We start from the raw sequence: 13025 nt of genomic DNA on the forward strand, positions 1-13025 counted from the left end.
CCGAATGCTCACGACTGCTCGGCGGTGAGCTGCCGCACGGCGTCGATGCGCGCCCGCAGCTGCTCGCGGCTCGCCGCGGCGATCGGCGGGCCGCCGCAACGGCGCCGCAGTTCGCTGTGAATCCAGCCGTGTGGCTTGCCGGTCCGGTGATGGACGATCGAGACCAGGGTGTTCAGCTCGCGGCGCAGCTCCCGAAGCTGCCCGTGCACCGTCGCCGACGGGGCCTCGCCGGTCGGCCCGGCTTCCCTGGGCAGGTGGGCCCGCTTCTGCAGCTGCTCTTCCTGACGCTGGTGCAGCAGGGCGCGCATCTGCTCGGCGTCGAGCAGCCCGGGGATGCCGAGGTAATCGGCCTCCTCGTCGCTGCCGGCCGGAGCGGCGGTGCCGAACGACGACCCGTCGAAGATGAGCTGATCGAGTTCCGCGTCGGCGCCCAGCGAGGTGAACCCCTTGTCGAGATCGCTCTTCTCATCCTGCGTCTTGGTGGCGGGATCGCCGTCGAGCGGATCGCCCTCGGATACCCGGTGCGGTTCGCCGAGCACGTGATTGCGCTGGGCCTCCAGCTCGCTGGCCAGCTGCAGCAGGTTCGGCACCGACGGCACGAAGATGCTGGCGATTTCGCCCTGGCGGCGCGACCGCACGAACCGGCCGATGGCCTGCGCGAAGAACAGCGGCGTCGACGCGCTGGTGGCGTAGATCCCGACCGACAGCCGCGGCACGTCGACGCCTTCGGAGACCATGCGCACCGCGACCAGCCACCGGCCGGTGCTCGCGGCGAATTCGCTGATGCGCGCGGACGAACCGGGGTCATCGGAGAGCACCAGCGTCGGCGTCTCCGAGGTGATCTTGGTCAGCAGGGTGGCGTAGGCGCGGGCCGCGGTCTGGTCCGACGCGATGATCATGCCGCCGGCGTCGGGGATGTGCATGCGCAGCTGACGCAGCCGCTGGTCGGCCGCCGCGATCACCGCGGGCATCCATTCGCCGGCGGGATCCAGCGCGGTGCGCCACGCCCGCGCGGTCTGCTCGGCGGACAGCGGTTCGCCCAACCGCGCGGCGTGCTCTTCGCCGGCGCTGTCCCGCCAGCGCGCCTCCCCGGAGTAGGCGAGGAAGACCACCGGCCGGACCACACCGTCGGCGAGGGCTTCGGTATAGCCGTAGGTGTGATCGGCCTGCGAGCGCCGCACCCCGTCGGCACCGGCCTCGTAGGTCACGAACGGGATGGGGCTGTCGTCGCTGCGAAAGGGCGTGCCCGTCAACGCGAGCCGGCGGGTGGCGTCGCCGAAGGCCTCGCGGATGGCATCGCCCCAGGTCTTGGCGTCACCGCCGTGATGGATCTCATCGAAGATGACCAGCGTCCTGCGCTGCTCGGTGCGCACCCGGTGCAGCGTCGGATGCGCCGCGACCTGAGCGTAGGTGACCATGACGCCGTGATACTCCGGCGCGATCCGCGGGTTGCTGTTGGAGAACCTCGGGTCCAGGGCGAGTCCGTGCCGCGCCGCGGCCTGCGCCCACTGCACCTTGAGGTGCTCGGTGGGCACCACGACGGTGACCTGCTCGACGGTGCGCTGCCCGAGCAGTTCGGCCGCCACCCGCAGCGCGAACGTCGTCTTGCCGGATCCGGGGGTGGCCACCGCCAGGAAGTCGCGCGGCTGGGCGGCGAGGTAGCGCACCAGCGCCCTGCGCTGCCAGCCGCGCAGCGCCCCGCTGCGGCTGTCGTCGCTGTGGTCGGTGTCGGTGCGCGCCTGGATGCTGCTGGCCGGCATCGACACACGCCCCCCCAATCGTTGCTGTTCGACACGGCCAGCTCGATTGAGTGGCGGCTGTGAAATCTAGCACGCCAACGCTTTTCGGTGTTGTAGCGACTCGGGCCGCTATCGTGTTCGCGTCACCGCCTCATGGGGTTGCATCCATTCGCGGATGCGTTCGGCGACGTCGGCCCAGCCCGGTTCGAGCATCATGTTGTGGCCCATGGAAAAGAATTCCGGCTCGGTTCGGTAGGCCCGCGCGGTGTTACGCACCTCGCGGACGCTGACGAAACCGTCGTACTCGGCGCCCAGGACCAATATCGGCGTCGTCACCCGCTTGGTTCTGACTCGGCGGATGATCGGATCGGTCATGGCGGCGCGCACGCTCTCGGCCCCGGCGCGTTGCCGGCAGGCTTCGACGACGTCCTCGGGCGTGTCGGCGCAGAACAGGTACTCGCGGGCCAGCGCCGGGGTGGCGAGGAATTTCAGCAGCGTGGGATCGCTCCACGATTCCATCGTCATCGACGGCCGGCGGCGCCACACCCGCAACGCCAGGGTGAGCACGCCCTGCGGCGGCACGGAGCCCACCAGCACCGCGGCCGGGGCCGTTCGGTCTTCGAGGTAGCGCTGGATCACGAAGCCGCCCAGGGAATGGCCGATCAGGATCGGACCGCCCAGGTCGTCGGCCACCGAACGGAGGTCCTCGATGTAGTCGGCGATGGAGACCTTCGGCAACGGCTTGGGCGTGGGACTGGCGCCGTGCCCGCGCAGGCTCACCGCGACCGCGCGGTACCCGGCGTCGGCGAAGAAGTCCAGGAAATGTTGCCAGCACCACGCGCCGTGCCACCCGCCGTGGACGAAGAGCAGGGGCACCGGATGCTCGGCAGTGCAGGACCCTTTGTCGATCAGCTCGAGCATCAGGTCATCCCTTCGCTATCCCCTCGCCGAAACATAAGCCACGACGACGCGCGTCGGCGGCCGAACGGGCGGCAGGCCGCACATTCGGCGTCCACGCGACAAGCTGCGCCCGGCGGCGTGGACCGCGCCGAAGTACGGTGCCACTAGGCTGGCGGGGTGTTTGAATCGCTGTCCGACCGATTGACCGGTGCCCTTCAGGGGCTACGCGGCAAGGGTCGACTGACCGACGCTGATATCGAGGCCACCACCCGCGAAATCCGGCTGGCGCTGCTGGAAGCCGACGTGTCGCTGCCCGTGGTGCGCGCCTTCGTCACCCGGATCAAAGACCGCGCCAAGGGCGCCGAGGTGTCCGGCGCCCTCAATCCGGCGCAGCAGGTCGTCAAGATCGTCAACGAAGAACTCATCGGCATCCTGGGCGGACAGACCCGTCAGCTCGCGTTCGCCAAGACGCCGCCGACCGTGGTGATGCTCGCCGGTCTGCAGGGTTCGGGTAAGACGTCGCTGGCCGGCAAGCTGGCCGCCTGGCTGCGCGGGCAGGGGCACACGCCGCTGCTGGTGGCCTGCGACCTGCAGCGTCCGGCCGCGGTGAACCAGCTGCAGGTCGTCGGTGAACGCGCCGGCGTGCCGGTGTTCGCGCCGCACCCCGGCGCGTCCCCCGAATCCGGGCCCGGCGACCCGGTCGCGGTCGCGGCCGCGGGACTCGCCGAGGCGCAGGCCAAGCATTTCGACGTCGTCATCGTCGACACGGCCGGCCGGCTGGGCATCGACGACCAGCTGATGGCCCAGGCCGCGGCCATCCGCGACGCCATCAACCCCGACGAGGTCTTGTTCGTCCTGGACGCGATGATCGGCCAGGATGCCGTCACCACCGCGGAGGCGTTCCGCGAGGGTGTGGGCTTCACCGGTGTGGTGCTGACCAAGCTCGACGGCGACGCCCGCGGGGGCGCGGCGCTGTCGGTCCGCGAGGTGACCGGTGTCCCAATCCTTTTCGCCTCCACCGGCGAGAAACTGGAGGACTTCGACGTCTTCCACCCGGACCGGATGTCCAGCCGCATCCTGGGCATGGGTGATGTGCTGAGCCTGATCGAGCAAGCCGAGCAGGTCTTCGACGCCGAACAGGCCGAGGCCGCCGCGCTCAAGATCGGCACCGGCGAGCTCACACTCGAGGACTTCCTGGAACAGATGCTCGCCATCCGCAAGATGGGGCCGATCGGCAACCTGCTGGGCATGCTGCCCGGAGCCGGGCAGATGAAGGACGCGCTGGCCCAGGTCGACGACAAACAGCTCGACCGCCTGCAGGCCATCATCCGCGGCATGACCCCCGCGGAGCGGGCGGACCCCAAGCTCATCAACGCGTCGCGGCGGCTGCGCATCGCCAACGGTTCGGGCGTCACGGTGTCCGAGGTCAACCAGCTGGTCGATCGCTTCTTCGAGGCCCGCAAGATGATGTCATCGATGCTCGGCGGCATGGGCATCCCCGGGATGGGTCGCAAGTCGGCGACGCGAAAGTCCAAAGCAAGCAAGGGCAAGGCGGGAAAGAAAGCTAAGAAGGGCGGACGGGGTCCGACGCCGCCCAAGGGCAGGAACCCGCTCGGTGCCATGCCGGGGATGCCGGCGGGGTTCCCCGATCTGTCGCAGATGCCCGAGGGTCTCGACGAGCTGCCGCCCGGGCTGGCCGACTTCGACCTGTCCAAGCTGAAGTTCCCGGGCAAGCCGTGACGATCGCGAGCGCGGCGGAGCCGGGCGAAGCGGGTCGTCACCATTGGACCGTGACGATCGCGAGCGCGGCGGAGCCGGGCGAAGCGGGTCGTCACCATTGGACCGGACGAAACTAGCCGCCGTGCGCATGCACGTGCGGGGTGTGGGGCTGCCCGACGAGACCGAGATCGACCTATGGATCGTCGACGGCCGCATCAGCACCGAATCGGTCGCCGGCGCTGACACCGTCTTTGACGGCGGCTGGATCGTGCCCGGGCTGGTCGACGCCCACTGCCACGTCGGCCTCGGCCATCACGGCGAGATCCCGCTCGACGAGGCGATCGCCCAGGCCGAGATCGAACGCGATGTCGGGGCGTTGCTGTTGCGGGACTGCGGCTCGCCCACCGATACGCGCAGCCTCGACGACCGCGACGATCTGCCCCGCATCATCCGCGCCGGAAAGCATCTGGCCAGACCCAAGCGTTACGCGGCGGGCTTCTCGCGCGAGCTGGAAGACGAGTGGCAGCTGCCGGAGGCGGTGGCCGAGGAGGCGCGCCGCGGCGACGGCTGGATCAAGCTCGTCGGCGACTGGATCGATCGCGGCGTCGGTGACCTCGCGCCGCTGTGGTCCGACGACGTGCTCAAGGCCGCGATCGAAACGGCCCATGCGCACGGGGCGCGGGTCACCGCGCACGTCTTCAGCGAGGACGCGCTGCCCGGCCTGATCAACGCCGGCATCGACTGCATCGAGCACGGCACCGGGCTTACCGACGACACCATCGAGCTGATGGTCGAGCGCGGAACGGCGTTGGTCCCCACGCTGGTCAACCTCGTCGAGAATTTCCCCGGCATCGCCGAGGCCGCCGCGAAGTACCCGGTCTACGCCGCCCACATGCGCGACCTGCATGCGCGGGGCCTGTCGCGGATCGCGGCGGCCCGGGAAGCGGGCGTGCCGATCTACGCCGGAAGTGACGCCGGCACCATGGTGGGGCCAGGCCGCATCGCCGACGAGGTCGAAGCGCTCAAGGGCATCGGGATGAGCCCGACGCAGGCGCTGGGGGCGGCGTGCTGGGACGCGCGCCGCTGGCTTCAGCGGCCCGGGCTCGACCACGGCGCCTCGGCGGACCTGTTGTGCTTCTCCCGCGATCCCCGGTCCGGGCCCGCCGTGCTGAACAACCCCGATCTGATCATGCTGCGCGGGAAAATTTTCCGTTCCCCGGCGTAGCGAGCGCCGCGTCGCCATCGTTCACGGCGCCGGGTGACGCAGACTAACCAGCAGGTTTGGGTGTTTTCACGGCTTTACCGAAAAGATTGCGAGTGATTGCTATCTATGTTAGCGTTCCGGCAACCCCACGACTTGGAGGACGGCATGGCCTACGACGTGATCATTCGCGACGGATTGTGGTTCGACGGCACCGGCGCCGCACCGCTCATTCGCACGCTTGGCATCCGCGACGGTGTCGTGGTGGCCGTATCGGCCGAGTCACTGGACGAGACCGGGTGCCCCGAGGTGATCGACGCGGCCGGCAAGTGGGTCGTGCCCGGCTTCGTCGACGTGCACACCCACTACGACGCCGAGGTGCTGCTGGATCCCGGGCTGCGCGAGTCGGTGCGCCACGGCGTCACCACGGTGCTGCTGGGCAACTGCTCGCTGTCGACGGTCTACGCCGATTCCGAGGACGCCGCCGATCTGTTCAGCCGGGTGGAAGCGGTGCCGCGCGAATACGTCTTCGGTGCGCTGAGTTCGGCCAGGACCTGGTCGACGGCGTCGGAATACGTCAAGGCGATCGACGCCCTGCCGCTCGGTCCCAATGTCGGCTCGCTGCTTGGTCATTCGGACCTGCGCACCTCGGTGCTCGGACTGGAGCGGGCCACCGACACCACGGTCAGGCCCACCGGCGACGAGCTGAACAAGATGGCGGCGCTGCTCGACGAGGCCCTCGACGCCGGGGTGCTCGGCATGTCCGGGATGGACGCGGCCATCGACAAGCTCGACGGCGAACGTTTCCGGTCCCGCGCCCTGCCGTCCACCTTCGCGACATGGCGGGAACGGCGCAAGCTGATCAAAGTCCTGCGCAAGCGCGGCCGAATCCTGCAGAGCGCACCGAATCTGGAAAACCCGATACTGTCGCTGATGTTCTTTTTGACCAGCAGCCGAATCTTCGGTCGCGGCAAGGGAGTCCGGATGAGCATGCTGGTGTCGGCCGATGCCAAGTCGATGCCGCTCGCCGTGCACACATTCGGGTTCGGCACCCGGGTGCTCAACAAGCTGCTGCGGTCCAGTGTGCGGTTCCAGCACCTGCCGGTGCCCTTCGAATTGTATTCCGACGGAATCGATCTGCCGGTGTTCGAGGAGTTCGGCGCGGGCACCGCGGCGCTGCATCTGCGCGATCAGTTGCAGCGCAACGAACTTCTGGCCGACGAGGCCTACCGCCGGCAATTCCGCCGCGAATTCGACCGCATCAAGCTGGGCCCGTCGTTGTGGCACCGCGACTTCCACGACGCGGTCATCGTCGAATGCCCGGATAAGTCGTTGATCGGCAAGAGCTTTGGCGCGATCGCCGACGAGCGGGGCCTGCACCCGCTCGACGCGTTCCTCGACGTGCTGGTCGAGAACGGCGAGCGCAACGTGCGGTGGACCACCATCGTGGCCAACCATCGGCCCAAGGAGCTCAACAAGCTCGCCGCCGACCCCAGCATCCACATGGGCTTCTCCGACGCCGGTGCGCACCTGCGCAACATGGCCTTCTACAACTTTCCGCTGCGCATGCTCAAGCGCGTCCAGGACGCGCACCGGGCGGGCGTGCCGTTCCTGTCGACCCAGCAGGCGGTGCACCGGCTCACCGGTGAACTGGCGGAGTGGTTCGGCATCGACGCCGGCACGCTGCGCCGCGGCGACCGCGCGGACTTCGTGGTGATCGACCCGGCCGGTCTCGACGAATCGGTCGACGGCTACCACGAAGAGGAGGTGCCGTTCTACGGCGGCCTGCGCCGGATGGTCAACCGCAACGATGGCGCCGTCGTCGCCACCGGAGTGGGCGGCGCGGTCGTGTTCGGCGGAGGCCACTTCCGCGACGGTTACGGCAAAACGGTGAAGTCGGGCCGCTACCTGCGGGCGGGCGAGCGCGCCCGCAGGGGGCCTGTGAGCGTCACCGCCTGACATGGCCAGAACCCAGCAACAGCGCCGCGAGGAAACCGTCGGGCGGCTGCTCGACGCGTGCATCGCCACCATCATGGAGATCGGCTACGCCCGAGCGTCGGCGGCGGTGATCACCAAGCGGGCCGGGGTATCGGTCGGGGCGCTGTTTCGGCACTTCGACACCATGGGCGATTTCATGGCGGCCACGGCGTCCGAGGTGTTGCGTCGACAGTTGGAAACGGGTACCAAGCTGGTCGCCGAAATACCCGCCGACCGCCCGGCGCTGGAAACGGCGCTGGCGATATTGCGGGACATCACCAGCGGCCCGACCAACGCGGTGTTCTACGAACTGGTGATCGCCGCGCGCACCGACGAGAAGCTCAGAGACACCATGCAACGCGAACTCGCGCAGTACGAGGCGAAGATCCTCGACGCCTTCCGGACACTGCCCGGTGCCGAGGACGTCCCGCAGGAAATCTTCCCGGCCCTGGTGACCTTGACGAGGAACGTGTTCGACGGGGCCGCCGTGGTGGAAGGGGTGCTGCCCCAACCGGAGATCGCGGCCCAGCGGATTCCGGTGTTGATGGCGCTGCTGACCGCGGCGCTGCCGGACGCGGACTTGGCGCGAGCAGACGCGGAATCGCACGAATGATCGCGACCCAATGCGATTCTGGGTCTGCGCGCGGTGCTAAAGCGACCCGATGCCGGACTGCGGGCTTTGCGCGAATCCCCAGTCGAACAACGTCGCCGCCTGATCCCAGTACGACGGTCCGCCCTCTTTGATCAGCCCGTACATCATGGCGATCACCAGTCGGCGCCCACCGCGCGCGGCGGCCCCGACGAAGGTCTTGCGGGCGGCGTTGGTGAACCCGGTCTTGCCGCCGATCGCGCCGGGGTAGCGCTGCAGCAGTTCGTCCTGGTTGGTGATCGGGTGATCGCCGTTATCGCCGGGGAACATGGCCGAGGGCTCGGCGGTGATCTGCGCGAACACCGGATTGGCCATCGCCGCGCGGAAGATGACGGCCAGGTCGTGCGCCGTCGATGACCCCGACCCGCCCGGCCCGTCCAGACCCGACGGCGTCGCCGCGTGGGTGTTGGTGGCGCCGAGGGAGGCCGCCTTGGCGTTCATCTTGGCGACCGCGACGTCCGGGCCGCCCAGCATGTGGGCCAACGTGTTGGCGGCGTCGTTGCCCGAGACCAGCAGCAGGCCGTCGAGAAGTTGGCGCGCGGTATAGGTGCGGCCCGGTTTGATGCCGACGCAGTTGCATTCGACCTGGGTGTCGGCGACGTCGGCGACCACGGTGGAGTCCAGGCTCACCGAATCCAGGACCACCTGAGCCAGCAGCGTCTTGATGGTGCTCGCCGGTGGGTGGGCCACGTTCTGGTCGCGGCCGGCCAGCACCTGACCGCTGTCCAGGTCGGCGATGATCCAGGTCTGCGCCGGGCCGTCGGGAATGGGGATCGAGCCGACCGGCTGGCTGCTGTCGGCCCGGGACGCGGGGACGGTTGCCCCGCACGCACCGACGACGAGCAGCGCCGCGGCTGCGGCCGTGAGCTTGCGCATGGGCGCAAAGTTTAACTTCGGGCCTGCGTGGCGCCTATTCCGCCACAACGCGGGCTCGCCTCGCCGGCATAAAGTGCGGTTCGATCGGTGTTGAGTCAAGGGCCTGTTCGCCGATGACTGGAGACGACTATGAGTGAGCGCATCGACTACGCCCAGGTGGCTCCGCGGGGCGTGAGAGCGCTCGGCGGTGTTCATCTGTACGTGACCCAGTCGGGTCTGCCGCCGGCCCTGCTGGTCAGCGTGTACCTGCGGGTGTCGCTGATCAACGGGTGTGCCTACTGCATCGACATGCACTCGCGGGAATTGCGCGAATTGGGGGTCTCGACCGAAAAGATCGCTTTGGTTCCGGTCTGGCGCGAAGCGGGTGAGCTGTTCGACAGGCGCGAGCAAGCGGCCCTGGCCTGGGCGGAAACCGTCACCCGGATATCTGCCACCGGCGCACCCGACAGCGCGTACGCATCGGTATCGCAGCACTTCGACGACAAGGAACTGGTCGACCTGACGATCGCGATCGGGCTGATGAACACCTACAACCGGTTGGCGATCAGCTTCCGCACCCCGCCGGCGGCGGTCAGCGCGAAACACGCTGAAACACAGGGGGATTGACGAGGCGATACTACGCATCGGCGCACCCGGGCGAGGCGCCGCGGTGCCGACCGCCACGCCGGTGTTGAATCGATGCATGTTGAGCCTGGCCGAAATCTCCGACCGCCTCGAGATCCAGCAGCTTCTGGTGGATTACTCCACCGCCATCGACAACCGCCGATTCGATGACCTGGACGAGGTGTTCACCCCCGACGCCTACATCGACTACACCGCGCTCGGCGGCATCGAGGGCCACTACCCGGAGGTGAAGAAGTGGTTGTCCGAGGTGCTGCCCAACTTCCCGGTGTATGCGCACATGCTGGGCAACTTCTCGGTCCGCGTCGACGGGGACGCGGCGTCGTCACGGGTGATCTGCTTCAACCCGATGGTGCTCGGCGGCGACAAGGACCAGGTGCTGTTCTGCGGGCTCTGGTACGACGACGAGTTCGTGCGCACCGCCGACGGCTGGCGGATGACGCGGCGGGTCGAGACCAAGGTCTTCCAGAAAGTGATGTGAGCGAATTTCAGCTCACCGCTCCTGGTCTGGCACAATGGGCGGCTGTCCGCCGATCGATTACGCATCGACTGGTGGTCAGACACACGCGAGGCAAAACCGGATCCGGGCATCCCGCCCCGATCGCTGAATTGCAGCGTGACACACACAGGAGAAGTCGCTTAACCATGGCTGTGAAGATCAAGCTCACCCGGCTTGGCAAGATCCGCAATCCCCAGTACCGCATCGCCGTCGCCGACGCACGGACCCGGCGCGACGGCCGCTCCATCGAGGTCATCGGCCGGTATCACCCGAAGGAAGACCCGAGCCTCATCGAGATCAACTCCGAGCGCGCCCAGTACTGGCTGTCCGTGGGCGCGCAGCCCACCGAGCCCGTCCTCAAGCTGCTGAAGATCACCGGCGACTGGCAGAAGTTCAAGGGTATGCCCGGCGCCGAGGGCCGGTTGAAGGTCAAGCCGGCCAAGCCCAGCAAGCTGGAGCTGTTCAACGCCGCGCTGGCCGAGGCGGAGGGCGGACCGACCACCGAGGCCGCGAAGCCGAAGAAGAAGGCGTCAGGGGCCAAGAAGACCGCGAAGGCCGCCGAGGCCGCCCCGGAGGCCGCTGCTGAGACCGCCCCCGAGGCCCCCGCTGAGGCCGCTGCTGAGACCAAACCGGCCGAGACGCCCGCCGAGGGCGCCGGGCAGGCCGAGTCCACGACCGAAAGCTGACCGCGGCGATGAGCACCGTTGTCGTTGACGCTGTTGAGCACCTGGTACGCGGGATTGTCGACAACCCCGACGACGTTCGGGTGGACATGGTGACCAGCCGCCGGGGTCGCACGGTCGAGGTCCACGTCCACCCCGACGATTTGGGCAAGGTGATCGGCCGCGGGGGTCGCACGGCGACCGCCTTGCGCACGCTGGTCGCCGGTATCGGCGGTCGCGGCATCCGCGTCGACGTGGTGGACACCGACCAGTAGGCCGCTGCTCATGGAGCTCTTTTGGAGTTGACCGTCGGGCGCGTGGTGAAAGCCCACGGCATCAGCGGCGAACTGGTGGTCGAAATCCGCACCGACGATCCGGCCGCCCGGTTCTCGCCGGGTAACACGTTGCGCGCCAAGCTGTCTCGTGGTGGCGGGGAGCGCAGCTGTGTCATCGAGAGCGCGCGCGAGCACGGCGGACGGCTGCTGGTGCGGCTGGCGGGCGTCGCGGATCGCGATGCCGCCGACGCGCTGCGCGGCAGCGTGTTCGTCGTCGATTCCGGTGACCTGCCCGACATCGACGAGCCGGACACCTACTACGACCATCAGCTCGAAGGCCTGCGCGTCCGCACCACCGGCGGCGAACAGGTCGGCGTCGTCGCCGAGGTGCTGCACACCGCGGCCGGTGAGCTTCTGGCGGTGCGGTGCGAGACAGGTGCGGCCGGCGACGAAGGGCGGGAACTGTTGGTGCCGTTCGTGACCGCGATCGTCACCTCGGTGTCGTTGGACGACGGCATCGTCGAGATCGATCCGCCCGAAGGCCTGCTGGATCTGTAGGGGGCCTTGGAAATGAGAATCGACGTCGTCACGATCTTTCCGGCCTACCTGGACCCGCTGCGGCAATCCTTGCCGGGCAAGGCGATTCAGTCCGGTCTGGTCGAGCTGGTCGTACACGACCTGCGGAACTGGACGCACGACGTGCACCGCTCGGTCGACGATGCCCCCTACGGCGGCGGTCCGGGGATGGTGATGAAGGCGCCGGTGTGGGGCGATGCGCTCGATGAAATCTGTTCCGGTGAAACACTTTTGGTTGTTCCCACGCCGGCGGGTGCCCTGTTCACGCAGGCCACCGCCGCGCGCTGGAGCGCCGAGAAGCACCTGGCGTTCGCGTGCGGCCGCTACGAGGGCATCGACCAGCGGGTCATTGAGGATGCCGGGCGGCGGATGCGGGTCGAAGAGGTCTCGATCGGCGACTATGTTTTGCCGGGCGGGGAGTCGGCCGCCGTGGTGATGATCGAGGCCGTGCTGCGGTTACTCGACGGAGTCCTCGGCAATCCTGCCTCGCGCGATGATGATTCGCACTCGCCGGCGCTGCACCGCCGCCTGGAGGGCCCCAGTTATACCCGGCCCCCGAGCTGGCGCGGGTTAGAAGTCCCCGAGGTGTTGCTCTCCGGTGACCATGCGCGAATCGCCGCATGGCGCCGGGAGATCTCGCTGCGGCGCACTCGCGAACGCCGCCCGGAGCTGCTTGATCCCGGCCATTGGCGTGAGCCCGGCGACGATGCGATCCGCTAGAGGCCGCGCGCCGGCGTGTCGATGCGCCCCTCGGGAAATATCGTCTTGACCGCCCGGGTGATGGTGTCCCGCGCGGTGGCGTCGTCGGAGGGCTGCAAAGACTGCACCACCATGATGTAGCGGCGATCGGCCCCGATGACGCCCGTCGACAGATGCATCCAGTCGCTGCCGATGCAGCACATCCAGCCCTGTTTGACCGCGACCGGTTCCGCGTACAGGCCGTCGGGAATGCCGAACCGCTGCGGGTACCCGTCGAGTCCGTTCGGGGTGGACTGGGCCAGGTCGCTCACGATGATCTTGGCCTCGTCGGCGGGCAGGCCCCCCGACCCGTCCAGCAGCATCTCGTAATAGCGGATCAGATCGGTCACCGAGCTCATCGTGTTCCACCAGCGCCCGTCGCTGGGCGGGGTGGTGGACGCCAGCCCGTAGCGGGCCGCCACCTCGGAGACGATGGCGGCCCCACCGCCCTGGCCCCAGAACCTCTCGGCCGCGCCGTCGTCGGAGGACTGCAGCATGATGTCGAGCGCCTGGCGGTCGTCGGCGCTCAGGGAGGTCTTCCCCGCGGCCTCGTGCAGCAGCAGATCGTCGGCGATGAACAGCTTGGCCACCGA

Annotated in this window: 13 protein-coding genes and 1 pseudogene; 10 read left to right on the plus strand and 4 right to left on the minus strand. The window is 68.5% G+C overall.

Going from position 1 to position 13025, the window contains the following annotated elements; translation table 11 throughout:
* Positions 1-8 precede the first annotated feature (8 nt).
* A complete protein-coding gene (locus tag Q0W90_RS02870; protein WP_297773068.1) occupies positions 9-1766 on the minus strand; it encodes a DEAD/DEAH box helicase in 1758 nt (585 codons plus the stop codon).
* 102 nt (positions 1767-1868) lie between these two features.
* A complete protein-coding gene (locus tag Q0W90_RS02875) occupies positions 1869-2660 on the minus strand; it encodes an alpha/beta fold hydrolase (RefSeq protein ID WP_297598239.1) in 792 nt (263 codons plus the stop codon).
* Between the two features lie 156 nt (positions 2661-2816).
* On the opposite strand from Q0W90_RS02875, the gene ffh reads away from it, so the two are divergent.
* The 4 genes from ffh (at position 2817) to Q0W90_RS02895 (ending at position 8149) form a co-directional block, all read left to right on the plus strand.
* Positions 2817-4379, plus strand: coding sequence for a signal recognition particle protein (gene ffh, locus Q0W90_RS02880; RefSeq protein WP_297773070.1), 1563 nt, complete (start codon positions 2817-2819; stop codon positions 4377-4379).
* A 127-nt stretch (positions 4380-4506) separates the two neighbouring features.
* Complete coding sequence (locus tag Q0W90_RS02885; protein ID WP_297773081.1) at positions 4507-5583, plus strand: amidohydrolase family protein; 1077 nt, start codon at positions 4507-4509, stop codon at positions 5581-5583.
* Positions 5584-5688: 105 nt separating this feature from the next.
* Positions 5689-7518, plus strand: coding sequence for an amidohydrolase family protein (locus Q0W90_RS02890; protein WP_297700846.1), 1830 nt, complete (start codon positions 5689-5691; stop codon positions 7516-7518).
* 1 nt (position 7519) lies between these two features.
* Complete coding sequence (locus Q0W90_RS02895; RefSeq protein WP_297598233.1) at positions 7520-8149, plus strand: TetR/AcrR family transcriptional regulator; 630 nt, start codon at positions 7520-7522, stop codon at positions 8147-8149.
* Positions 8150-8185: 36 nt separating this feature from the next.
* Here the strand turns inward: Q0W90_RS02895 and Q0W90_RS02900 are convergent, their stop codons facing one another.
* Complete coding sequence (locus Q0W90_RS02900) at positions 8186-9061, minus strand: D-alanyl-D-alanine carboxypeptidase family protein (RefSeq protein WP_297598231.1); 876 nt, start codon at positions 9059-9061, stop codon at positions 8186-8188.
* A gap of 129 nt (positions 9062-9190) precedes the next feature.
* Between Q0W90_RS02900 and Q0W90_RS02905 the strand changes: the two genes are divergently transcribed.
* From Q0W90_RS02905 to trmD, 6 genes are all read left to right on the plus strand, one after another.
* Positions 9191-9667, plus strand: coding sequence for a carboxymuconolactone decarboxylase family protein (locus Q0W90_RS02905; protein WP_297598229.1), 477 nt, complete (start codon positions 9191-9193; stop codon positions 9665-9667).
* 76 nt (positions 9668-9743) lie between these two features.
* Positions 9744-10163: a nuclear transport factor 2 family protein gene (locus Q0W90_RS02910; protein ID WP_297598260.1), complete on the plus strand. Its 420-nt coding sequence runs from the start codon at positions 9744-9746 to the stop codon at positions 10161-10163.
* Positions 10164-10327: 164 nt separating this feature from the next.
* On the plus strand, positions 10328-10867 hold the full coding sequence (gene rpsP, locus Q0W90_RS02915) for a 30S ribosomal protein S16 (RefSeq protein ID WP_297773074.1): 540 nt from the start codon (positions 10328-10330) through the stop codon (positions 10865-10867).
* Positions 10868-10875: 8 nt separating this feature from the next.
* Positions 10876-11118, plus strand: a complete 243-nt coding sequence (locus Q0W90_RS02920) for an RNA-binding protein (protein ID WP_003878715.1) — start codon at positions 10876-10878, stop codon at positions 11116-11118.
* A 21-nt stretch (positions 11119-11139) separates the two neighbouring features.
* Entirely contained in the window at positions 11140-11676 is a 537-nt protein-coding gene (gene rimM, locus Q0W90_RS02925) for a ribosome maturation factor RimM (RefSeq protein ID WP_297700848.1), read from the plus strand.
* 12 nt (positions 11677-11688) lie between these two features.
* Complete coding sequence (gene trmD, locus Q0W90_RS02930; RefSeq protein WP_297598066.1) at positions 11689-12414, plus strand: tRNA (guanosine(37)-N1)-methyltransferase TrmD; 726 nt, start codon at positions 11689-11691, stop codon at positions 12412-12414.
* Here the strand turns inward: trmD and Q0W90_RS02935 are convergent.
* Positions 12411-13025, minus strand: a pseudogene (locus tag Q0W90_RS02935) (hypothetical protein); the annotation flags it as partial. The gene trmD and the pseudogene Q0W90_RS02935 overlap by 4 nt on opposite strands.

The organism is Mycobacterium sp. (genome assembly GCF_025933915.1).
In the GTDB taxonomy this organism is placed as follows: domain Bacteria; phylum Actinomycetota; class Actinomycetes; order Mycobacteriales; family Mycobacteriaceae; genus Mycobacterium.

Excerpts from the sequence above, each read along its gene's own strand:
- Q0W90_RS02875 (WP_297598239.1), bottom strand. The coding sequence starts at position 2,660 with ATGCTCGAGCTGATCGACAAAGGGTCCTGCACTGCCGAGCATCCGGTG.
- Q0W90_RS02885 (WP_297773081.1), top strand. The coding sequence starts at position 4,507 with ATGCACGTGCGGGGTGTGGGGCTGCCCGACGAGACCGAGATCGACCTA.
- Q0W90_RS02890 (WP_297700846.1), top strand. The coding sequence starts at position 5,689 with ATGTTAGCGTTCCGGCAACCCCACGACTTGGAGGACGGCATGGCCTAC.
- Q0W90_RS02895 (WP_297598233.1), top strand. The coding sequence starts at position 7,520 with ATGGCCAGAACCCAGCAACAGCGCCGCGAGGAAACCGTCGGGCGGCTG.
- Q0W90_RS02900 (WP_297598231.1), bottom strand. The coding sequence starts at position 9,061 with ATGCGCAAGCTCACGGCCGCAGCCGCGGCGCTGCTCGTCGTCGGTGCG.
- Q0W90_RS02905 (WP_297598229.1), top strand. The coding sequence starts at position 9,191 with ATGAGTGAGCGCATCGACTACGCCCAGGTGGCTCCGCGGGGCGTGAGA.
- Q0W90_RS02910 (WP_297598260.1), top strand. The coding sequence starts at position 9,744 with ATGTTGAGCCTGGCCGAAATCTCCGACCGCCTCGAGATCCAGCAGCTT.
- rpsP (WP_297773074.1), top strand. The coding sequence starts at position 10,328 with ATGGCTGTGAAGATCAAGCTCACCCGGCTTGGCAAGATCCGCAATCCC.
- Q0W90_RS02920 (WP_003878715.1), top strand. The coding sequence starts at position 10,876 with ATGAGCACCGTTGTCGTTGACGCTGTTGAGCACCTGGTACGCGGGATT.
- trmD (WP_297598066.1), top strand. The coding sequence starts at position 11,689 with ATGAGAATCGACGTCGTCACGATCTTTCCGGCCTACCTGGACCCGCTG.